This window comes from Streptomyces sp. NBC_00209 (assembly GCF_045206345.1).
GTDB lineage: Bacteria > Actinomycetota > Actinomycetes > Streptomycetales > Streptomycetaceae > Streptomyces.
Genome location: NZ_CP108121.1, coordinates 1,505,434 through 1,526,197, shown reverse-complemented (window position 1 = coordinate 1,526,197; position 20,764 = coordinate 1,505,434). Strand labels below are relative to the sequence as shown.

Genomic DNA, 20,764 nt, shown 5'->3' with positions numbered 1-20,764 from the left:
GCGCCCACTGAGAGAATCCAGGAAGATTTGTTGACCGGTGGTGTCCGAAGGAGTGTGGGAACGCGGATCGCGGGGAACCTTCTGGTCTCCCGCCACGTTTCCGGTACGTGCACAGTGACATCACGGTGACAGGGTGTGGTGACCGCCGGGGTGCGGCTACCATGACCGGCACAAGGACGGGCGGCGTAAGGGAGTCGTCCCCCGGGGCGGCGCCCGGTGCAATTCCGGGGCGAGGAGGGCGGGCCATGATGCAGAAGGCCAAGATCCTCCTGGTCGATGACCGGCCGGAGAATCTGCTGGCGCTGGAGGCCATCCTCTCTGCGCTCGATCAGACACTGGTACGGGCATCGTCAGGGGAGGAGGCGCTCAAAGCGCTGCTCACGGACGACTTCGCGGTCATTCTGCTGGACGTCCAGATGCCGGGCATGGACGGTTTTGAAACCGCCGCGCACATCAAGCGGCGGGAGCGGACCCGGGACATCCCGATCATCTTCCTCACCGCGATCAATCACGGCCCGCACCACACCTTCCGGGGTTACGCGGCCGGCGCGGTGGACTACATCTCGAAGCCGTTCGACCCTTGGGTGCTCCGCGCCAAGGTCTCGGTCTTCGTCGAGCTGTACATGAAGAACTGCCAGCTGCGGGAGCAGGCGGCGCTGCTGCGGCTCCAGCTGGAGGGCGGCGGCCAGACGAGCGCCCAGCAGGAGAGGGAGCCCGCCGGTCTGCTGGCCGAGCTCTCCGCGCGGCTCGCTGCCGTCGAGGAGCAGGCGGAGGCGCTGTCGAAGCAGCTTGACGACGAGTCCGCGGACGCCGGCGCGGTCGCGACGGCCGCCCATCTCGAACGGAAGCTGACCGGCCTGCGCCGCGCGCTCGACGCGCTGGAGCCGGGCATCGGCGGGGCATCGGCGGCCGTTCCCACGTAACGGGGCATCCGCCTTGTGCGCGGGGCGGCTTCGGGTGCGCCCGGACAACTGGCCGGGGGCCGCGGGTTCTCGGTGTGCGGCCGCCGGTGAGGGTACGTCAGTTCGCGGCCCGTGCAGGGCGACACGGACGGGTGAACCGGCACGCACCGGTGTCCACGGACGTGGACACCGGTAACCTCGGCCCCATGGCCTCACGTACGTCCGGCAAGGGTTCCCAGGGCACTGCGGGCACCGCGAAGCGCGTCGGCGGTGGCCCGGGTCCGGCGAAGAAAGCCGCGCCCGCCAAGAAGACCGCAGCGAAGAAGGCGCCCGCGAAGAGGGCCCCGGCCAAGAAGGCCCCGGCGAGGAAGGCCGCTCCGCCGCGTCCGGCGCCGTCGCCCACGAACGGGGTGTACCGGCTGGCGCGGGCCCTCTGGCTCGGCGCGGCCCACGCCGTCGGCGCGATGTTCCGCGGCATAGGGCGCGGCGCCAAGGGCCTCGACCCGGCCCACCGCAAGGACGGCGTCGCGCTGCTGCTGCTCGGCCTCGCGCTGATCGTCGCCGCGGGCACCTGGTCGAATCTGCGCGGTCCCGTGGGCGACCTGGTGGAGATGCTGGTCACCGGGGCGTTCGGCCGGCTCGACCTGCTCGTGCCGATACTGCTGGGCGCCATCGCGGTGCGGCTGATCCTGTACCCCCAGCGGCCCGAGGCCAACGGCCGCATCGTCATCGGCCTCTCCGCCCTGGTCGTCGGCGTGCTCGGACAGGTCCACATCGCGTGCGGTTCGCCGGGGCGCGACGAGGGAACCGAGGCCATGCAGGACGCGGGCGGCCTCATCGGCTGGGCCGCCTCCAAGCCGCTGATCTTCGCCATGGGCGAGGTGCTGGCCGTGCCGCTGCTCCTGCTGCTCACCGTCTTCGGGCTGCTGGTCGTCACGGCAACCCCGGTGAACGCCATCCCGCAGCGGCTGCGGCTGCTCGGCGTCAAGCTGGGCATCATGGAGCCGGCGTACGACCCCGAGGCTCAGGAGGGCGATGACGAGGAGCGGTACGACGAGCAGTGGCGCGACGCGCTGCCGCCCCGCTCCCGCCGCTCCCGGGCGCCCGACGCGTACGACCCGGAGTCCGAGGCGCTGTCCAAGCGCCGCAGGCCGCGCAGGCCCTCGGTGCAGCCCGCGATGAACCGCACGATGGACGCGGTGGACGTCGCGGCCGCCGCTGCCGCCGCGCTCGACGGGGCCGTGCTCAACGGCATGCCGCCCTCGCCGGTCGTCGCGGACCTGACGCAGGGTGTCTCGGTGGACCGCGAGCGGGCGGGCACGCCGGTGCCGGGTGCCAGGGAAGCGGAGTCGGCCGGGAAGCGCGCGGAGTCGACGCCGGCCGGTGGCGTACCGGATCTGACCAAGCCGGTTCCCGAGCGCTCCGAGTCGCAGCCGCTGCCCGCCCGGGCCGAGCAGCTGCAGCTCTCCGGCGACATCACGTACGCGCTGCCCTCGCTCGACCTGCTGGAGCGCGGCGGTCCCGGCAAGACCCGGAGCGCCGCCAACGACGCGATCGTCGCCTCGCTGACCAACGTGTTCACCGAGTTCAAGGTGGATGCCGCCGTCACCGGTTTCACCCGCGGGCCGACGGTGACGCGGTACGAGGTGGAGCTCGGCCCCGCCGTGAAGGTCGAGCGGATCACGGCGCTCACCAAGAACATCGCGTACGCCGTCGCCAGCCCCGACGTCCGCATCATCTCGCCGATTCCGGGTAAGTCCGCGGTCGGCATCGAGATCCCCAACTCCGACCGGGAGATGGTCAACCTCGGCGACGTGCTGCGGCTGGCGGACGCGGCGGAGGACGACCACCCCATGCTCGTCGCGCTCGGCAAGAACGTCGAGGGCGGCTACGAGATGGCCAACCTCGCGAAGATGCCGCACGTCCTGGTGGCCGGCGCGACCGGCTCCGGCAAGTCGTCCTGCATCAACTGCCTGATCACCTCGATCATGGTGCGGGCCACGCCGGAGGACGTCCGGATGGTCCTGGTCGACCCGAAGCGCGTCGAGCTCACCGCGTACGAGGGCATTCCGCACCTGATCACGCCGATCATCACCAACCCCAAGAAGGCCGCCGAGGCGCTTCAGTGGGTCGTACGGGAGATGGATCTGCGCTACGACGACCTCGCGGCCTTCGGCTACCGGCACATCGACGACTTCAACCACGCGGTGCGCACCGGCAAGCTCAAGACGCCGGAGGGCAGCGAACGGGAGCTCGCGCCCTACCCGTATCTGCTGGTGATCGTTGACGAGCTGGCCGACCTGATGATGGTCGCCCCGCGTGACGTCGAGGACTCGATCGTCCGCATCACCCAGCTGGCCCGCGCCGCCGGCATCCACCTGGTGCTCGCCACGCAGCGTCCCTCGGTGGACGTCGTCACCGGTCTGATCAAGGCGAACGTGCCCTCGCGGCTCGCCTTCGCCACGTCCTCGCTCGCCGACAGCCGCGTCATCCTGGACCAGCCCGGCGCCGAAAAGCTCATCGGAAAGGGTGACGGTCTGTTTCTGCCGATGGGCGCGAACAAGCCGACACGTATGCAGGGTGCCTTCGTCACCGAGGACGAGGTCGCGGCCGTCGTCCAGCACTGCAAGGACCAGATGGCCCCGGTCTTCCGCGACGACGTGGTGGTCGGCACGAAGCAGAAGAAGGAGATCGACGAGGACATCGGCGACGACCTCGACCTGCTGTGCCAGGCGGCCGAGCTGGTCGTCTCCACCCAGTTCGGATCGACCTCGATGCTCCAGCGCAAGCTGCGGGTCGGCTTCGCCAAGGCCGGGCGGCTCATGGACCTGATGGAGTCGCGCAACATCGTCGGACCGAGCGAGGGCTCCAAGGCACGCGACGTCCTGGTGAAACCCGACGAGCTCGACGGGGTGTTGGCACAGATTCGTGGGGAAACCGCTTCGTAAGAGTTTTACGGGCAACCGTTTCGCCGGGCCGTACGTCAAGTTGAAGGGAAGGACGGAACGTCCTTCCCCGGGGCGTCCCGGCGAAACCGGCTCTGTTCGAATCTGATGGCGTACAAAGTCCACCCGCCCGGTTGCCCCACCCTTTCGTACCCCCCCTAGACTGAACACCCAGCAGGTGGCTCACGCTCGAAAGGCGCCCCCGTGTCCATCGGCAACTCCCCCGAAGACGACCGGCCTTCGATCGGTCGAGTGCTCCAGCAGGCTCGTCTCTCCGCAGGTCTCACGGTCGAAGAGGTCAGCACGTCCACCCGGGTGCGCATCCCCATCGTGCACGCGATCGAGCAGGACGACTTCTCCCGCTGCGGCGGCGACGTGTACGCCCGCGGCCACATCCGTACGCTCGCCCGTGCCGTCGGCACCGATCCGGAACCGCTGATCGCGCAGTACGACGCCGAGCACGGCGGCCGTCCCGCGCCCACCCCGGCGGCGCCGCTGTTCGAAGCCGAACGCATCCGCTCCGAACCCCGCAGGCCCAACTGGACGGCGGCCATGGTCGCGGCGATCGTCGCCGTGGTCGGCTTCGTCGGCTTCACCTTCTTCAAGGGCGGCGACGACGGGCCCTCCACGGCCGGCCGGGTGGCCGAGGGCCCGACCTCCGACAAGATCGCCCCGAAGCCCTCCGCCAGCAAGCCCGCCGACCCCAAGCCGGCCCCGTCCGAGAGCGCCATCGCCGCGGCGCCCCAGGACAAGGTCACCGTCAAGCTCAGCGCCACCCAGGGCAAGAGCTGGATCTCCGCCAAGGACCACAACGGCCGGGCCCTCTTCGACGGCACCCTCCAGCAGGGCGAGTCGAAGACCTTCCAGGACAAGGAGCGCGTCGATCTCATCCTCGGCAACGCGGGCTCGATCGAGCTCTTCGTGAACGGGAAGAAGGTCGAGGACCAGTTCAAGCCCGGACAGGTCGAGCGCCTCTCGTACACCAAGGGCGACCCCGAGGTCGGCTGACCGGTCACCCGGAGACATCGCGGCGCGGCGAGCGCCCGGCCATCGTGCCGGGCGCTCGCCGTCTTTGTCACCGTGGGTAACGGTGCAACCCTCCGCGGCGGGGTCGGTGCCGGGACAAAGTAGTCTTGAGCCCATGCCCGAACGCCGTACCGTCGCCCTTGTCACTCTTGGCTGCGCCCGTAACGAGGTGGACTCGGAGGAGCTCGCAGGCCGCTTGGCAGCGGACGGCTGGGAGCTCGTCGAGGATGCCTCCGATGCCGATGTCGCCGTCGTCAACACCTGTGGGTTCGTGGAGGCCGCCAAGAAGGACTCCGTCGACGCCCTCCTCGAAGCCAATGATCTGAAGGACCACGGCCGTACCCAGGCCGTCGTCGCCGTCGGCTGCATGGCCGAGCGCTACGGCAAGGACCTCGCCGAGGCCCTGCCGGAAGCGGACGGTGTCCTCGGCTTCGACGACTACGCCGACATCTCCGACCGCCTCCAGACCATCCTCAACGGCGGCATCCACGCCTCCCACACCCCCCGCGACCGCCGCAAGCTCCTGCCGATCAGCCCCGCCGAGCGGCAGGACACCACCGTGTCCCTGCCCGGCCACGCGCAGGAGATCGCCCCCGCCCCCGCCGACCTGCCGGAGGGCGTCGCCCCGGTCTCCGGGCCGCGCGCGCCCCTGCGCCGCCGGCTGGGCACCAGCCCCGTCGCCTCGGTCAAGCTGGCCTCCGGCTGCGACCGGCGCTGCTCCTTCTGCGCCATCCCGTCCTTCCGGGGCTCCTTCATCTCCCGCCGTCCCTCGGACGTGCTGGGCGAGACCCGCTGGCTCGCCGAGCAGGGGGTGAAGGAGGTCATGCTGGTCTCCGAGAACAACACCTCGTACGGCAAGGACCTGGGTGACATCCGCCTCCTGGAGACCCTGCTGCCCGAGCTCGCGGACGTCGACGGGATCGAGCGCATCCGCGTCAGCTACCTCCAGCCCGCCGAGATGCGGCCCGGCCTGATCGACGTCCTCACCTCGACGCCGAAGGTCGCGCCCTACTTCGACCTGTCCTTCCAGCACTCCGCGCCCGGCGTGCTGCGGGCGATGCGCCGCTTCGGGGACACCGACCGCTTCCTGGAGCTGCTGGACACGATCCGCGGCAAGGCACCGCAGGCCGGCGCCCGGTCCAACTTCATCGTCGGCTTCCCCGGCGAGACCGAGGACGACCTCGCGGAGCTGGAACGGTTCCTCACGGGTGCCCGTCTCGACGCCATCGGCGTCTTCGGCTACTCCGACGAGGACGGCACCGAGGCGGTCGGCTACGACAACAAGCTCGACGCCGACGTCATCGCGGAGCGCCTCGCGCACATCTCGCAGCTCGCCGAGGAACTGACCTCGCAGCGCGCCGAGGAGCGCATGGGTGAAACGCTCCAGGTGCTGGTCGAGTCCGTCGAGCCCACCGAGGACGAGCCGCGCGCCTACGGCCGGGCCGCGCACCAGGCGCCCGAAACCGATGGCCAGGTGCTCTTCACCACACGCGAGGGCCTGGTCCCGGGCCGTATGGTCGAGGCAAAGGTCGTGGGCACCGAAGGCGTGGACCTGATCGCCGAGTGCAGTGAGCTTGTGGAGGTAGCCAGATGACCGGAGCCCCGGCATCCGCGGCAGGCGGTTCCGGCGCGACGCCGGTCCGCGGCGGAAAGCTGGGCGCCGCTGCGGTCAATCAGGCCAGTCTGTGGAACATCGCCAACCTCCTGACGATGGCCCGGCTCGTGCTCGTTCCCGGCTTCGTGGTGCTGCTGCTCCACAACGGCGGATACGACCCGGCCTGGCGTTCCTTCGCCTGGGCCGCCTTCGCCATCGCCATGATCACCGACCTGTTCGACGGGCATCTGGCGCGCACGTACAACCTGGTCACCGACTTCGGGAAGATCGCCGACCCGATCGCCGACAAGGCGATCATGGGCGCGGCGCTGATCTGTCTGTCGTACCTGGGCGATCTGCCCTGGTGGGTGACGGGCGTGATCCTCTTCCGTGAGCTGGGCATCACCCTGATGCGGTTCTGGGTGATCCGGCACGGGGTCATTCCGGCCAGCCGCGGCGGCAAGATGAAGACGCTGGCGCAGGGGACGGCCGTCGGGATGTACGTCCTGGCGCTGACCGGTCCCCTGGCCACCCTGCGCTTCTGGGTGATGGCGGTGGCCGTCGTGTTGACGGTCGTCACCGGTCTCGACTACGTCCGCCAGGCCGTCGTGCTGCGGCGCCAGGGCCTCGCGGCGGAACGGGCGGCAGAGGAAGTTCCTCAGGCCGTCTCCGAGGAGACCGGCGCGGTCGCCGAGGCGGCGGGGGCCCGGGGGCCGGCGGAGGCCGAGCGGTGACTGCGGCGGGCCGGGTACTGCGACTGCTGGTCGAGCGAGGGGAGACTCTTGCCGTCGCGGAGTCGCTGACCGGCGGCCTGGTCGCGGCCGAACTGACGTCCGTACCGGGTGCCTCCCAAGCCTTCAGGGGCTCGGTGACGGCTTACGCGACCCCCCTCAAGAGTGAAGTCCTCGGGGTGGACGCAGGTCTCCTCGCGGAGCGCGGAGCGGTCGACGCGGACGTCGCGCGTCAGATGGCGACAGGCGTACGGCAGGCTCTGGGCGCAGACTGGGGAGTGGCGACCACCGGCGTCGCCGGCCCCGAACCGCAGGATGGCCGGCCCGTCGGAACGGTTTTCGTCGCGGTCAGCGGCCCGGACGGCGCCGGGAAAGTGTCCGCGCTGAGGTTGAACGGCGACCGGGCGGACATCCGTAAGAAGAGCGTACGAAGCGCGCTCGACCTGCTCTCAGGCGAACTCCACGAGAATGCGAGCGCACAGGATACGGAAGAGAACGGGGGGAATTGATGTTTGCAGCCCTGAGTGAACACGACATCGCTCCCCGCACGGCCGCAGCGCTAGGCGGTACGGTGGGGCGTGAAGGATGCGGCTACGCGGTCCGAGGAGGGAGCCACCGATGATTCTGCTCCGTCGCCTGCTGGGTGACGTGCTGCGTCGGCAGCGCCAGCGCCAAGGCCGTACTCTGCGCGAAGTCTCCTCGTCCGCCCGAGTTTCGCTCGGCTATCTCTCCGAGGTGGAGCGGGGGCAGAAGGAGGCATCCTCCGAACTGCTCTCCGCCATTTGCGACGCGCTTGACGTACGGATGTCCGAGCTCATGCGTGAAGTGAGCGATGAGCTGTCCCTGGCCGAACTGGCCGAGTCGGCAGCGGCCAGCGATCCGGTACCTGTACCGGTGCGCCCCATGCTCAACTCCGTCTCCGTTACCTCGGTGGCGGGTGTACCGACGGGGCGGGTGACCATCAAGGCACCCGCAGAAGCGGTGGACGTAGTCGCCGCCTGACCGATCGGTTCGGTGTGAAGCCGGAGCCCCGGCTCTCCCCCTGTTGTGGGGAGGGCCGGGGCTTTCGTGTGTCTACGTGTGGTTTTGGTGCGCCCGTGAGTGTGTCAGCGGGGCGATGGGGGGCAGGCGCGTGGATGAGAGACCGAGGAACCGTCCCGATCGCACTGGGCGGAGCCATCGGAGACTTCCTCGAATGACCGTTTTGCTTCGTTTGTGCCATCGTGGGTGGTGCTGAACGGAACGGATTCCAGATCGGAGACGTGCATGTCTGTGGTGAAGAGCCCACTGTCCGAGACCGACCTCAAGGCCGTCGGGGACGCCCTCCAGGGCGCTCTGGTGGACCTCCTCGACCTTTCTCTGGTGGCCAAGCAGGTCCACTGGAACGTGGTCGGGCCGCGGTTCAGGTCCGTGCACCTCCAGCTCGACGAAGTCGTGGACACCGCTCGCCAGCACTCCGACACGGTCGCGGAGCGGGCGTCCGCGCTCGGCGTCAACCCGGACGGCCGATCCGCGACGATCGCCAGGAGCACGGCCATCGCCTCCGTGTCCGAAGGCTGGATCAAGGACGTGGACGCGGTGAAGGCCCTGGTCGACGCCCTCGGCGTGGTGATCGGACGGATGCGCGAGCGCATCGAGGTGACCGAGACCCCGGACCCGGTCAGCCAGGACCTCCTGATCTCGCTGACCGCCGAACTCGAAAAGCACGCGTGGATGTTCCAGGCCGAGAGCGCCTGAGCACACGCCGTCACTCACCGGATTTCTCCAACGGAGGTAAGAGCATGAGGAACGAAGGCGCGAAGGACAAGGTCACCGGCAAGGCGAAGGAAGCCATGGGCAAGATGACCGGCGACCGTCGCAAGGAGGCCGAGGGCAAGGCGGACCAGGCCAAGGGCAAGGCCAAGGACGCCATGGACGGCGCCCGCGACCGGGCGGACGGCGTCAAGGACTCCCTGAACAACGACAAGGACTGACCCGCCCTCGGCGAGCCCCCACCCGCGCGGTGGGGGCTCCGCGCTGAGAGGGGCCGGTGCGGGGGTGGTGCGACCGGCATCGTGCGCGCCGGGGGTGCAACGGTGCGCTCTCGCCCCGGCGGAACGGGCGCGACTAGGGTCCTTCGTTTGGATCAAGCCGGAGGAGGCGGCCATGGTACGGCGATGGGTGCCGGCGCTCGTTCTCTGTGGCGTGTGGTGGTGGGCCGTGCTGCGGCTGATACTGGCCCCGGCGCACGCGGGGGTGGTCGAGGGAGCGGTGGCGGCGGGCGGCTGGGGGCTCAGCCTCCTTCCGGTGCACGTGGCCGCGACGGCCAGGCCCCTCGGCATCTTCGACGCGGGTACGGGCCTGCTGCGGCGCGGTACGGCGTGGGCCCGGAGCCGGGCGGGGGCGTGGCGGCGGTGGGTGGTCAGGTAGGTGCCGGGGCGGCGGCTCCGGCCGCGCGGGCCGGCGGGGGCTTCGCACCGGCAACGAGGTACGTCAGGTGGGCCCCGGGCCGGTCTGGCAGCCGGGACACCAGTAGGCGGGGCGGTCGTCCTGCTCGGCCGCGCGGATCGGGGTTCCGCAGCGCAGGCAGGGGCGGTGCGTCCGGCCGTAGACCCAGAGGCTTTCGCTCGGCCTGCGTGCGCGGGCGGCGGCGTCAGCGACGGTACGGGAACGGCCCCCGGCCGTCGTGACGCGGTTCGGGCGGTCGCGGTTGGCGTCGAGGAGCTGGTGCGCCGTGCTGACCAGCAAGGTGGCCGTCCGGGCGGGCAGCTCGCCGATGGGGAGCCAGGGGGTGGCCCGCGCCAGGAAGCAGAGCTCGGCCTTGTAGATGTTCCCGACGCCGGCCAGGTTGCGCTGGTCGAGCAGGGCTTCGCCGAGCGGGCGGGCGGGGTCGCTCAGGAGATTCCGCAGCGCCGTGCCGGCGTTCCAGTCCGGCCCGAGCAGATCGGGGCCGAGATGGCCGACCGCCTGCTCCTCGTCCTGGGTGCGCAAGAGCTCAAGGACCGGGAGGCGGTAGCCGACGGCGGTGTGGGCCGCGTTGCCCAAAATCGCGCGGATCTGGTGGGCGGGGCCGCCGCGCCAGCGCTCGCCCGGGGCGTAGATCCGCCAGGAGCCGTCCATCCGGAGGTGGCTGTGCAGGGTGAGACCGCCGTCGATCCGGGTCAGCAGGTGCTTGCCCCGGGCGGTGACGTCCAGCACGGCCCGTCCCGTGAGGTCGGCGGTGGCGAACCGGGGGACGCGGAGGTCGGACCTGGTGAGGACCTGTCCGGCCAGCGCGTGATGCAGCCGCGCGGCGGTCTGCAGGACGGTGTCTCCTTCGGGCATGCCTCCATGATGCGTGGGGCGGGGGTGCCCGTCCTCGTTCGCCGGGGCCGGGGTTATGTCGCGCGCAGGCGCAGGCCCCTCGGAGTGGCGAGGAAGCCGGCCGCCTCCAGCGTCCGCCCCAGGGGCGAGGTCAGGGACGAGGCGCCGTTGGTGCGCTCCACCGTCACCGTGCCGAGGGCCCCGGCGCGGGCGGCCGCGGCCAGCGCGCCGGCCGCCGCCCGGAGCGCGGGGTCGTCCGGATCGGTCGGCCAGGCCAGCAGCGTCTTGCCGCCGCGCTCCATGTACAGCGTCAGCTCACCGTTGACCAGGACCACGAGCGAGCCCGCCTTGCGGCCCGGCTTGTGCCCGGCCCCGTCCGGCGGTTCCGGCCACGGCAGGGCGGCGCCGTACGCATTGGCCGGGTCGGCCGCCGCGAGGACGAGGGCGCGGGGGTCGGCGCCCGGCTCCGTACGGTCCCGGGCCGTGGACACCGCGCGGAGCCGGTCGACCGCGCCGTCGATCGCGAACTGGGCGGCCCCCAGCCCCTCCACGACGTACCCCCGGCGCGCCTGCCCGTTGTCCTCGAAGGCCGACAGCACCCGGTACGCCGCCGAGAAGCCGCCCTCGACGCCCTCGGCCTGCACCGCGCCCCGGGTCACCACCCCGTGGCGGTCGAGCAGCGTGCGCGCCAGGGCGTGGGCGCGGTGCGTCGGCTCGGGCTCGATGGCCGGCAGCAGGGACCAGCGGCCGGAGACCGTGGGCGGCCCGGTGCGTGAGGCCGGGCGGGCAGCGGCGGTGAGGGTGCCGTAACGGCCGCGCGGCACATTCCGCCGGGCGCGGTGCGCGGTCGAGCCGGCCGTGCGGCCCGAGCCCAGGAGGGAGCGCAGGGGCGCGAGGGTGTCGTTGGTCAGGCGGCCGGACCAGGCGAGGTCCCACAGGGCGTCCGCCAGGTGCGGATCGGTGCAGTCGGGGTGGGTGGTGGCGCGGACCTGGTCGGCGATCTGGCGGAAGAACAGGCCGTAGCCGCCGCCCAGCGCGGTCAGCACGGACTCGTGCAGTGCGCTCAGCTCCAAGGGGCGCGGCGGGGGGAGGAGCAGGGGCGCGCTGTCGGCGAGGTAGAGGGAGATCCAGCCGTCCTTGCCGGGCAGGGCGCCCGCACCGGCCCAGACGACCTCGCCGGTGGTGGTCAGCTCGTCCAGGAGCGCGGGGGTGTAGCCGGTGACACGGCCGGGCAGGACGAGCCGTTCCAGCGCGGAGGCGGGGACGGGCGCCCCCTGGAGCTGTTCGACTGCGCGGGCCAGTCCGTCGATGCCGCGCAGGCTGTTGCCGCCGAGATGCTGCCACTGCGGCAGGAACCCGGCCAGGGCGGCGGGCGGGACCGGCTCCAGCTCATGGCGGAGGGCGGCCAGCGAACGGCGCCGCAGCCGCCGCAGCACCGTGGCGTCGCACCACTCCTGGCCGATGCCCGCGGGGTGGAACTCGCCCTGGACGATGCGGCCCGACGCCGCGAGTCGTTGCAGCGCCCCGTCGGTGACGGCGGTGCCGAGGCCGAACCGGGCCGCCGCCGCGGTGGAGGTGAACGGGCCGTGCGTACGGGCGTACCGGGCGAGGAGGTCGCCGAGGGGGTCCTTCACCGGCTCGGTGAACGCTTCGGGGACGCCGACCGGGAGCGCCGTGCCCAGGGCGTCGCGCAGTCGGCCCGCGTCCTCGATCGCCGCCCAGTGGGACGTTCCGGCGATCCGGACGCGGATGGCGCGGCGGGCGGACTCCAGCTCCTTCGCCCAGGCGGGCTCGGCCCCGCGCTCGGCGAGCTCTCCGTCGGTGAGCGGGCCGAGCACCCGCAGCAGGTCCGCGACTCCTTCGGTGTCCTTGACCCGGCGGTCGTCCGCCAGCCACTGGAGCTCCCGTTCCAGCTCGGTCAGCACATCGGCGTCGAGCAGTTCGCGCAGCTCCGCCCGGCCCAGCAGTTCGGCGAGGAGCCGGGAGTCCAGGGAGAGCGCGGCGGCGCGCCGTTCGGCGAGCGGCGAGTCGCCCTCGTACAGGAACTGGGCGACGTAGCCGAAGAGGAGGGAGCGGGCGAAGGGGGAGGGCTCCTGGGTGGTGACCTCCACCAGGCGGATGCGCCGGGCCTCCAGATCGCCCATCACCTCCGTGAGCCCCGGGACGTCGAAGACGTCTTGGAGGCATTCGCGGACCGCTTCGAGAACGATGGGGAAGGAGCCGAACTCGGAGGCGACCTGGAGGAGCTGCGCGGCCCGCTGGCGCTGCTGCCAGAGCGGGGTGCGTTTGCCGGGGCTGCGTCGGGGAAGCAGGAGCGCCCTGGCGGCGCACTCGCGGAACCGCGAGGCGAACAGGGCGGAGCCGCCGACCTGGTCGGTCACGATCTGCGCGATCTCGCCCTTGTCGAAGGCGACATCGGCGGCGCCGACCGGGGGTTGATCGCTGTCGAAGGCGGTGTTGGCCGGGGCGAGCGGTGCGGCGGCGCCCTGGCCGGACTCCTGGGCCGGGTCCTGCGCGGGGTCGAAGTCCAGGAGATCCAGGCCCATCATGTCGGCGTCGGGCAGCCGCAGCACGATGCCGTCGTCGGCATGCATGACCTGGGCGTCCATCCCGTACCGCTCGGCGAGGCGGGCGCTCAGCGCCAGCGCCCACGGGGCGTGCACCTGCGCGCCGAACGGGGAGTGCACGACGACCCGCCAGTCGCCCAGCTCGTCCCGGAAGCGCTCGACCAGGATGGTCCGGTCGTCCGGGACATGACCGCAGGCCCGGCGCTGCTCGTCCAGATACGCCAGGACGTTGTCGACGGCCCAGGTGTCCAGGCCGGCGGAGAGCAGGCGGTCGCGGGCGTCCTCGGGGGAGAGCGCGCCGAGCTCGCGCAGGAAGGCCCCGAGGGCGCGGCCCAGCTCCAGCGGGCGGCCCAGCTGGTCGCCCTTCCAGAACGGCAGCCGCCCGGGGACACCGGGCGCTGGGGAGACGAGGACCCGGTCGCGGGTGATGTCCTCGATCCGCCAGGAGGTCGTGCCCAGCGTGAAGACGTCGCCGACCCGGGACTCGTAGACCATCTCCTCGTCCAGCTCACCGACCCGGCCGCCGCCCTTCTTGGGGTCGGCTCCGGCGAGGAACACCCCGAAGAGGCCCCGGTCCGGGATGGTCCCGCCCGAGGTGACGGCGAGGCGCTGCGCACCGGGGCGGCCCGTGACCGTACCGGCGACGCGGTCCCAGACGACGCGGGGCCGCAGCTCCGCGAAGGCGTCGGACGGATAGCGGCCCGCGAGCATGTCGAGGACGGCCGTGAACGCCGACTCGGGCAGCGAGGCGAAGGGGGCGGCCCGGCGGACCACCGCGAGCAGGTCGTCCACCTGCCAGCTGTCCAGGGCGACCATCGCGACCAGCTGCTGGGCCAGCACGTCCAGCGGATTGGACGGGACGCGCAGCGCCTCGATGGAGCCCGTCCGCATCCGCTCGGTGACCACGGCCGCCTGCACCAGGTCGCCGCGGTACTTCGGGAAGACGACACCGGTGGAGACCGCGCCCACCTGGTGGCCGGCGCGGCCGACCCGCTGGAGGCCGGAGGCGACGGAGGGCGGCGACTCGACCTGGATCACCAGGTCGACCGCGCCCATGTCGATGCCCAGCTCCAGGCTGGAGGTGGCGACCACCGCGGGCAGCCTTCCCGCCTTCAGGTCCTCCTCGACCTGGGCGCGCTGCTCCTTGGAGACCGATCCGTGGTGGGCCCGGGCGAGCAGGGCGGGGGCGCCCTTGGCCGCGCCGGACTCCGCCATGACCTCGGCGGGGGAGTGGGCCTCCGGCATCGTCTCGCCGGTGGCTCTCTCGTACGCGATCTCGTTGAGCCGGTTGCACAGGCGCTCCGCGAGGCGGCGGGAGTTGGCGAAGACGATCGTGGAGCGGTGCGCCTGGACGAGATCGGCGATCCGCTCTTCCACATGCGGCCAGATCGACGGCTTCTCGGCCTGCCCCGAGGTGTCGTCGGTGGCGGGGGAGCCGCCCAGCTCGCCCAGGTCCTCGACGGGCACCACCACCGACAGGTCGAACCGCTTGCTGGACGGCGGCTGGACGATCTCCACCTTGCGCCGGGGCGACAGGAAGCGCGCGACCTCGTCCACCGGCCGGACGGTGGCCGACAGGCCGATGCGCCGGGCCGGCCGGGGCAGCAGCTCGTCCAGGCGCTCCAGCGATACGGAGAGGTGGGCGCCGCGCTTGGTGCCCGCGACCGCGTGCACCTCGTCCAGGATCACCGTCTCGATGCCGGACAGGGCCTCGCGGGCCGATGAGGTCAGCATCAGGAACAGCGACTCGGGCGTCGTGATCAGGATGTCCGGCGGGCGGGTCGCCATCGAGCGGCGCTCGGCGGCCGGGGTGTCGCCCGACCGGATGCCCACCCTGACCTCCGGCTCCGGCAGCCCCTGGCGCACCGACTCCTGGCGGATGCCGGTCAGCGGTGAGCGCAGATTGCGCTCCACGTCGACCGCGAGCGCCTTGAGCGGCGACACGTACAGCACACGGCAGCGCTTCTTCGCCTCCGCCGGCGGGGGGACGGCCGCCAGCCGGTCCAGGGCGGCGAGGAAGGCGGCCAGCGTCTTGCCCGAGCCGGTCGGCGCGACGACCAGCACGTCCGATCCCTCGCCGATCGCCCGCCAGGCGCCCTCCTGCGCGGCGGTCGGCGCGCTGAAGGCCCCCGTGAACCAGCTGCGGGTCGCGGGGGAGAAGGAATCGAGTGCGGAGCCGGTCATGTTCCCCATCGTGCACCCCGCCACTGACAACGGCCCCGACAACCGCCCGGCGGGCCGCAGGACCGGCGACCGGACCACCCACGAGCTGGGAGAATCCCACCATGGCAGGAGCACAGCAACCGGCGGAATGGGCGCGGCACTGGAGTTACGCGGAGCTGCCCGACCTCGACCTGCTGCGCGCCCGCTACATCCGGCACACCTTCCCGCGCCACAGCCACGAGGGCTATGTCGTCGCCACGGTGAGCCATGGCGTCGAGGACATCGGAACGCCCGCGGGGACCCTGCACGCGGGGCCGGGGACCGTCATCATGATCAACCCGGAGGTGCCGCACAGCGCCCGCGCGGGTGTCCCCGAAGGCTGGGTGTACGACACGCTCTACCCGTCCGCGCAGGTGATCAACGACATCGCCGCCGATACGACGCGCGTGCGCGGCACCGTCGGCTTCTCCGAGACCGGGGTGGCCGATCCGTACGCGGCCCGGCTGATAGCCGAGGTCCACCGGGCGGCCGAGGAGGGCAACGCGCTGGCCGCCGACAGTGTGCTGCGGGTCGTCGTCACCCGCCTGCTCACCCGGCACGGCACCGCGTTCCCCGTCTCGGCCCCCCGCGCCGCCGGCGCCCGCGACGCGGCGCGCGCCCGGGCTCTCCTGGAATCCCGGATGTCCGAACCGCCGACCCTGGAGGCGCTGGCCGCCGAACTGGGCACGAGCCCGTTCGCGCTGCTGCGCGCGTTCAAGAAGCAGTACGGCATGCCTCCGCACACCTGGCTCACCAACGCCCGGGTGCGGCGTGCACGCCGGATGCTCGACGCGGGCACGGCCCCCTCGGTCGCGGCGACGGAAGTCGGCTTCACCGACCAGCCGCATCTCAACCGTCACTTCACCCGGATCGTGGGAGTGCCCCCCGGCGCCTACCAGCGCGAACGTGCAAGAACGTACAAGACCGGTGCGGAACGGTCCCGGTAGCGTGCTGAACGTGGCAAAACAGACAGCACCCCTCTGCACCATCGCCGACCCGGCCGGCGGCAGCACACTCGACGCCGGGACCAAGCCGGACTCGGCCGTCGTACGCGACGCGCTCGGCGTCGGCATAGCCGTCGGCCTCTCCGGCTTCGCCTTCGGCGTCACCTCGGCGGGCTCCGGCCTGAGCCTGCTCCAGACGTGCGCGCTCAGCCTGCTCGTGTTCACCGGCGCCTCCCAGTTCGCCCTGGTCGGCGCGCTCGCCGCCGGCGGCAACCCGTACACCGCGGCCGCCGGTGCCTTCTTCCTCGGCATACGCAACGCCTTCTACGGGCTGCGGCTCTCCCAGCTCCTGGCCCTGCCGCGCGCCCTGCGTCCGCTCGCCGCCCAGTGGGTCATCGACGAGACGACCGCCGTGACGCTGTCCCAGCCCACCCGGCGGGCCGCGCGGATCGGCTTCACCGTCACCGGGCTCACCCTCTACGTGCTGTGGAACCTGACCACCCTGGTGGGCGCCATGGGCGCCGAGGCGCTCGGCGACACCGACGCCTGGGGGCTCGACGCGGCCAGTCCGGCCGTCTTCCTCGCGCTGCTCGCCCCGATGCTGAAGTCCACGACGGAGCGGGTGACGGCGGCGCTCGCCGTCCTGCTCGCCCTCGGCCTCCTGCCCGTGCTGCCGGCCGGGGTGCCCGTGCTGCTGGCCGCGCTGGCCGCGCCCGTCGTCCTGTTCCTGATGGGGCGGGCCAAGGGTGACGGCGCGGGCGGCACCGAGGCCGAGGATGCCGGTGCGACCCGGGCGGAGGGTGGTCGATGAACGTCTGGATCGCCATCGCGCTGACCTGCGTCGGCTGCTATCTGGCCAAACTCCTCGGCCTCCTGGTGCCCGCCGGCGCACTGGAGCGGCCGCTGGTGCAACGTCTGGCCGCCCTGCTTCCGGTGGCCCTCCTGGCCGCGCTCACCGCCCAGCAGACCTTCGCCGACGGACAGCACCTGGCCCTGGACGCCAGGGGCGCGGGCCTCGCCGCCGCGGCACTCGCTCTAGTCCTGCGCGCCCCGTTCCTGGTGGTCGTGGGTGCGGCCGTGGTCGTCACCGCGGGGGTGCGCGCGCTGGGCTAGGTGTCCGGCCCGGAAACGTAAGGGGCATGCCTTCTGGAGCGTGCCCCTTACCGGTGTGCCTTTCCCCGATGTGCCGCCTCCTCACGCCAGGACGCGGCCGTGCGCCCGCAGCGTTTCCAGCGCCCTGAGGGTCACCAGGGGGCGCCCTTCCAGTGCCGTCCCGGGTGCCCACTGCCGCCAGGTGACCGGCCAGCCGCCGTCCTCCTCCTGAGCGGCGGCGAGATGGTCGAGCGAGCGCTCCATCTCGGTGTCGGAGAACCACCGCCGGGCGAGCGATGCGGGCGTACGGGCGTAGTCGTACGGGAAGTGCTGCTCGCCCGGTGCGTACCCGGGGGCCACCGGGTACTCCGCGCGCCGGTCCGGATCGAGCACGGCGAGCCGCTGGTCGCGTACCAGCCGCCCCAGCCGTTCGGCGGCGGCCTCCGCCCGGCGGCGGTCCGGCACCCCGTCGAGAAAGGCGACCGCCGCCTCGATCTCGTACGGATGCGACACCTCCAGGGTGTCCACGGCCGCCCAGCAGAAGTCGGTCGCCCGGAAGAGCCAGGCGTGCCACACCTCATTGCGGTGCAGCAGCCCGACGACGGGCCCGGTCGCCAGCAGCTCGGCCGGCGGGTCGTCCACGATCGGGATGAAGGGGGCCGCCGGATAGTCGCGCTGCGAGGGCAGCAGCGCGGGCAGGGCGCCCTCCTTGGTGGACACCTCCGTCAGATACCGGCAGATCCGCTCCACCCGCAGACCGCCGCACCGGCCGATGGAGTCGAGGACGCTGAGCGCGTGGGCGGTGTGCAGGGGCTGACTGACGGGGCCCCGCAGATCGGGTTCGAGCGCGTGGCCGTAACCGCCGTCCTCGTTGGCATATGCGGTGAGGGCCGTCTCCACCGCGTCCGCGCCTCCCTCCAGATAGTGATGGGCGAACCGCCGCTGTTCGAGGACACGGGCCGTGAGCCAGATGAACCGCTCGGCACGGTCGAGGGGATTTGTTCCAGTTGCAGCCATGGACCGACCGTAGGGCTTCGGGCCCCCGAGCAGGGCCGATGCGGCTCGGCTGCACTCTCAGGAGCGGGATACTGACGGCATGCGGTTGACGATTTTCTGGGAACGGATGGCGGACCACTTCGGCGCGGGCTACGCGGACTCCTTCGCGCGCGACCATGTGATGGCCGAGCTGGGCGGACGTACGGTCCATGAGGCGCTGGCGGCCGGCTGGGAGGCGAAGGACGTGTGGCGCGGGGTCTGTGCCGCGATGGACGTCCCCGCCGACAGGCGCTGACGCCGAGGGCGGGAAGGTCACCCTCCGGGGTGCGCGAGGGAGTGTCACCCACATGGGCGAGACTTGCTCCGTGGCCCCCACAGACGAGACCGCTCAGATCCAGCCGCCGCGCACGCCGCCCGTACCACCGGCCGCGCCACCGGTCCCGCCGTCCGGCGCCGGGCCCGCCCGCATGCCCGCCTGGCTGCCGCGTGCCATGGTCCTCGCCCTCGCGCTCTACGCCTGCTTCCGGCTCGGCAGCTGGGCGTTCGACCAGCTCATCGGCCTGCTGATCAATGTGCTGATCGCCTTCTTCCTGGCGCTCGCCATCGAACCCGCGGTGGGCCGGATGTCCGCCCGGGGCATGCGCCGGGGCCTCGCCACCTTCCTGGTCTTCCTCCTCGTGCTGGTCGCCGGGGCCGGTTTCGTCTTCCTGCTCGGCTCGATGCTCGCGGGCCAGATCGTGGACATGGTGGAGGACTTCCCGAACTACCTCGACTCGGTGATCAACTGGGTCAACCAGACCTTCCACACGGAGCTCTCCCGCGTCGAGGTCCAGGACAGCCTGCTGCACTCCGACTGGCTGCAGAAGTACGTGCAGAACAGCGCGACCGGTGTGCTCGACGTCTCAACGACCGTCCTCGGCGGCCTCTTCCGCCTGTTGACGATCTTCCTGTTCTCCTTCTACTTCGCGGCGGACGGCCCCCGCCTGCGCCGCGGGCTGTGCTCCGTGCTGCCCCCCGCCCGCCAGGCCGAGGTGCTGCGGGCCTGGGAGATCGCCGTCGACAAGACCGGCGGCTACCTCTACTCGCGCGGCCTGATGGCGCTCATCTCCGGCATCGCGCACTACATCCTGCTGGCCGCACTCGGTGTGCCGTACGCACCGGCGCTCGCGGTCTGGGTCGGGCTCGTCTCCCAGTTCATCCCCACGATCGGCACCTACCTCGCGGGCGCCCTGCCGATGCTGATCGCCTTCACCGTCGATCCCTGGTACGCGCTCTGGGTCCTCGGCTTCGTCGTGGTCTACCAGCAGTTCGAGAACTACATGCTCCAGCCCAAGCTCACCGCGAAGACGGTGGACATCCACCCCGCCGTGGCGTTCGGCTCGGTCATCGCGGGCACGGCGCTCATGGGCGCCGTCGGCGCGCTGATCGCCATCCCGGCCGTGGCCACGCTCCAGGCGTTCCTCGGCGCGTACGTGAAGCGCTACGACGTCACGGACGACCCGCGCGTCCACGGCAGCCGCCCCGGCGTGCGGGGCGAGCCCCTGTGGACGCGCCTGAGACGCATGCGCTCCGCATTCGCGGGCGAGGACGGCCGGGAGGACGACGGGCAGGTGGACGGCAGCGAGCCGGAGGGACCCTCCGGGCCGAGCCGCACCTGAAGCGCTCTTTCCGCTGGAGCGGGCAGGGCGGGCCCGTAGGCTGAGGCGCGAGATGTCGTGCCGGCCCTGGGGGGAACGTGGAGTGGCTGTCCCTGGCATCGGCGGCTGTGGCCGTCTGCGGTGCGGCGGCGGCCGCGGTCTTCAGCTACTGGCAGCAGCGCCGCCTGCGGTCCCGGGAACAGCGCGGCTACATGGAGCGGTACGGGCCTCCCTCGCCTGGGCCGCGTTCGATCTGCACAGCAGGCTGTTCAACATCCTGCACGGCCACGACATCGATCGGGACCCCGCGCGCGGCAACGGTTTCCTGACGAGCTTCCTCACTCGGGGCACCCCTCGCGAGGCGGATTTCGTCCGGCGCAGCACGGTCTTCGTGCCGGCCGAGTATCGGGGCTGGGTGGAGATCCTGCGCCGCGACATCCAGTTTCTCGCCGGGCCGGCGCCGCTGCCTGGGTTACGCGGAGTTCTGCTCGAAGCTGGAACAGGATCAGGAGTTCGCCGCGTGGTTCTCCGATCCACTGGCGGACGTGGACGGACTCGCCGCTGACACGGCCCAGGCGGTCGGCCGCCTCAAGGATCTCCAGGTCCAGCTGATCGCGCTGGTCGATCTGCTGGACCCCCGACGGGAACGGTTCCCCCAGTCCAGGCTTGCCTACAGCCTCCGCGGCCGTCCCCGGAGCTGACCGAGCCGGAGGGTCGGCCCGGTCAGCTCCGGGGACGGCGTGGTGCGCTTGACACTGAAATCGAACATCCATTCTCATGGGATTCCGGCCGGGTTTTCCCGGGCCCGACCGTGGAGTTGTCCACAGGCCGGGAGGACGTCGAGGC

General features: G+C 71.9%; 19 protein-coding genes. 16 read left to right on the top strand and 3 right to left on the bottom strand.

Going from position 1 to position 20,764, the window contains the following annotated elements; translation table 11 throughout:
• The first annotated feature begins 245 nt into the window (after positions 1 to 245).
• From OG867_RS06595 to OG867_RS06550, 10 genes are all read left to right on the top strand, one after another.
• A complete protein-coding gene (locus OG867_RS06595) occupies positions 246 to 923 on the top strand; it encodes a two-component system response regulator (RefSeq protein ID WP_406283550.1) in 678 nt (225 codons plus the stop codon).
• Positions 924 to 1,108: 185 nt separating this feature from the next.
• Positions 1,109 to 3,850: a DNA translocase FtsK gene (locus tag OG867_RS06590; protein WP_328902714.1), complete on the top strand. Its 2,742-nt coding sequence runs from the start codon at positions 1,109 to 1,111 to the stop codon at positions 3,848 to 3,850.
• A 201-nt stretch (positions 3,851 to 4,051) separates the two neighbouring features.
• Positions 4,052 to 4,855, top strand: a complete 804-nt coding sequence (locus OG867_RS06585; protein WP_406283548.1) for a helix-turn-helix domain-containing protein — start codon at positions 4,052 to 4,054, stop codon at positions 4,853 to 4,855.
• A gap of 133 nt (positions 4,856 to 4,988) precedes the next feature.
• Positions 4,989 to 6,467 (top strand): 30S ribosomal protein S12 methylthiotransferase RimO, encoded by a 1,479-nt coding sequence (rimO, locus tag OG867_RS06580; RefSeq protein WP_406283545.1) that lies wholly within the window; start codon positions 4,989 to 4,991, stop codon positions 6,465 to 6,467.
• The gene (gene pgsA / locus OG867_RS06575) at positions 6,464 to 7,201 is read left to right on the top strand and encodes a CDP-diacylglycerol--glycerol-3-phosphate 3-phosphatidyltransferase (protein WP_406283543.1); all 738 of its coding nucleotides are present in this window, start codon (positions 6,464 to 6,466) and stop codon (positions 7,199 to 7,201) included. Before rimO ends, pgsA begins: the two co-directional genes overlap by 4 nt.
• Positions 7,198 to 7,707: a CinA family protein gene (locus tag OG867_RS06570; RefSeq protein WP_406283541.1), complete on the top strand. Its 510-nt coding sequence runs from the start codon at positions 7,198 to 7,200 to the stop codon at positions 7,705 to 7,707. Before pgsA ends, OG867_RS06570 begins: the two co-directional genes overlap by 4 nt.
• A 109-nt stretch (positions 7,708 to 7,816) precedes the next feature.
• Entirely contained in the window at positions 7,817 to 8,200 is a 384-nt protein-coding gene (locus OG867_RS06565; RefSeq protein WP_018105285.1) for a helix-turn-helix domain-containing protein, read from the top strand.
• Positions 8,201 to 8,464: 264 nt separating this feature from the next.
• A complete protein-coding gene (locus OG867_RS06560; protein WP_406283538.1) occupies positions 8,465 to 8,935 on the top strand; it encodes a Dps family protein in 471 nt (156 codons plus the stop codon).
• Positions 8,936 to 8,979: 44 nt separating this feature from the next.
• Positions 8,980 to 9,171, top strand: a complete 192-nt coding sequence (locus OG867_RS06555) for a CsbD family protein (RefSeq protein WP_406283536.1) — start codon at positions 8,980 to 8,982, stop codon at positions 9,169 to 9,171.
• A gap of 172 nt (positions 9,172 to 9,343) precedes the next feature.
• A complete protein-coding gene (locus tag OG867_RS06550) occupies positions 9,344 to 9,607 on the top strand; it encodes a hypothetical protein (RefSeq protein ID WP_406283534.1) in 264 nt (87 codons plus the stop codon).
• Between the two features lie 63 nt (positions 9,608 to 9,670).
• Here the strand turns inward: OG867_RS06550 and OG867_RS06545 are convergent, their stop codons facing one another.
• Positions 9,671 to 10,501, bottom strand: coding sequence for a DNA-formamidopyrimidine glycosylase family protein (locus OG867_RS06545; protein WP_328902721.1), 831 nt, complete (start codon positions 10,499 to 10,501; stop codon positions 9,671 to 9,673).
• A 53-nt stretch (positions 10,502 to 10,554) separates the two neighbouring features.
• Positions 10,555 to 15,231: a DEAD/DEAH box helicase gene (locus OG867_RS06540; RefSeq protein ID WP_406283531.1), complete on the bottom strand. Its 4,677-nt coding sequence runs from the start codon at positions 15,229 to 15,231 to the stop codon at positions 10,555 to 10,557.
• A gap of 101 nt (positions 15,232 to 15,332) precedes the next feature.
• Here OG867_RS06540 and OG867_RS06535 point away from each other — a divergent pair, with 101 nt between their 5' ends.
• From OG867_RS06535 to OG867_RS06525, 3 genes are read left to right on the top strand one after another with little or no spacing between them, the layout of a single operon-like run.
• Positions 15,333 to 16,196 carry an AraC family transcriptional regulator gene (locus OG867_RS06535; protein ID WP_406283529.1) on the top strand — a complete coding sequence of 288 codons (864 nt, stop codon included), beginning with the start codon at positions 15,333 to 15,335 and terminating at the stop codon, positions 16,194 to 16,196.
• 10 nt (positions 16,197 to 16,206) lie between these two features.
• Positions 16,207 to 17,004: an AzlC family ABC transporter permease gene (locus tag OG867_RS06530; protein WP_406283527.1), complete on the top strand. Its 798-nt coding sequence runs from the start codon at positions 16,207 to 16,209 to the stop codon at positions 17,002 to 17,004.
• Entirely contained in the window at positions 17,001 to 17,306 is a 306-nt protein-coding gene (locus OG867_RS06525; RefSeq protein WP_406283525.1) for an AzlD domain-containing protein, read from the top strand. The genes OG867_RS06530 and OG867_RS06525 overlap by 4 nt, the downstream gene beginning before the upstream one ends.
• A gap of 81 nt (positions 17,307 to 17,387) precedes the next feature.
• Here OG867_RS06525 and OG867_RS06520 read toward each other — a convergent pair whose 3' ends face one another.
• Positions 17,388 to 18,302 carry a hypothetical protein gene (locus OG867_RS06520; RefSeq protein ID WP_328902725.1) on the bottom strand — a complete coding sequence of 305 codons (915 nt, stop codon included), beginning with the start codon at positions 18,300 to 18,302 and terminating at the stop codon, positions 17,388 to 17,390.
• Positions 18,303 to 18,381: 79 nt separating this feature from the next.
• Here OG867_RS06520 and OG867_RS06515 point away from each other — a divergent pair, with 79 nt between their 5' ends.
• The 3 genes from OG867_RS06515 to OG867_RS06505 all read left to right on the top strand — a co-directional run bounded on the left by OG867_RS06515 (position 18,382) and on the right by OG867_RS06505 (position 20,619).
• Positions 18,382 to 18,576, top strand: a complete 195-nt coding sequence (locus OG867_RS06515; protein WP_406283523.1) for a DUF3046 domain-containing protein — start codon at positions 18,382 to 18,384, stop codon at positions 18,574 to 18,576.
• 172 nt (positions 18,577 to 18,748) lie between these two features.
• Positions 18,749 to 19,939, top strand: coding sequence for an AI-2E family transporter (locus OG867_RS06510; protein ID WP_406290798.1), 1,191 nt, complete (start codon positions 18,749 to 18,751; stop codon positions 19,937 to 19,939).
• A gap of 524 nt (positions 19,940 to 20,463) precedes the next feature.
• Positions 20,464 to 20,619, top strand: a complete 156-nt coding sequence (locus OG867_RS06505) for a hypothetical protein (protein WP_328902727.1) — start codon at positions 20,464 to 20,466, stop codon at positions 20,617 to 20,619.
• The last annotated feature ends 145 nt before the right edge of the window (positions 20,620 to 20,764 follow it).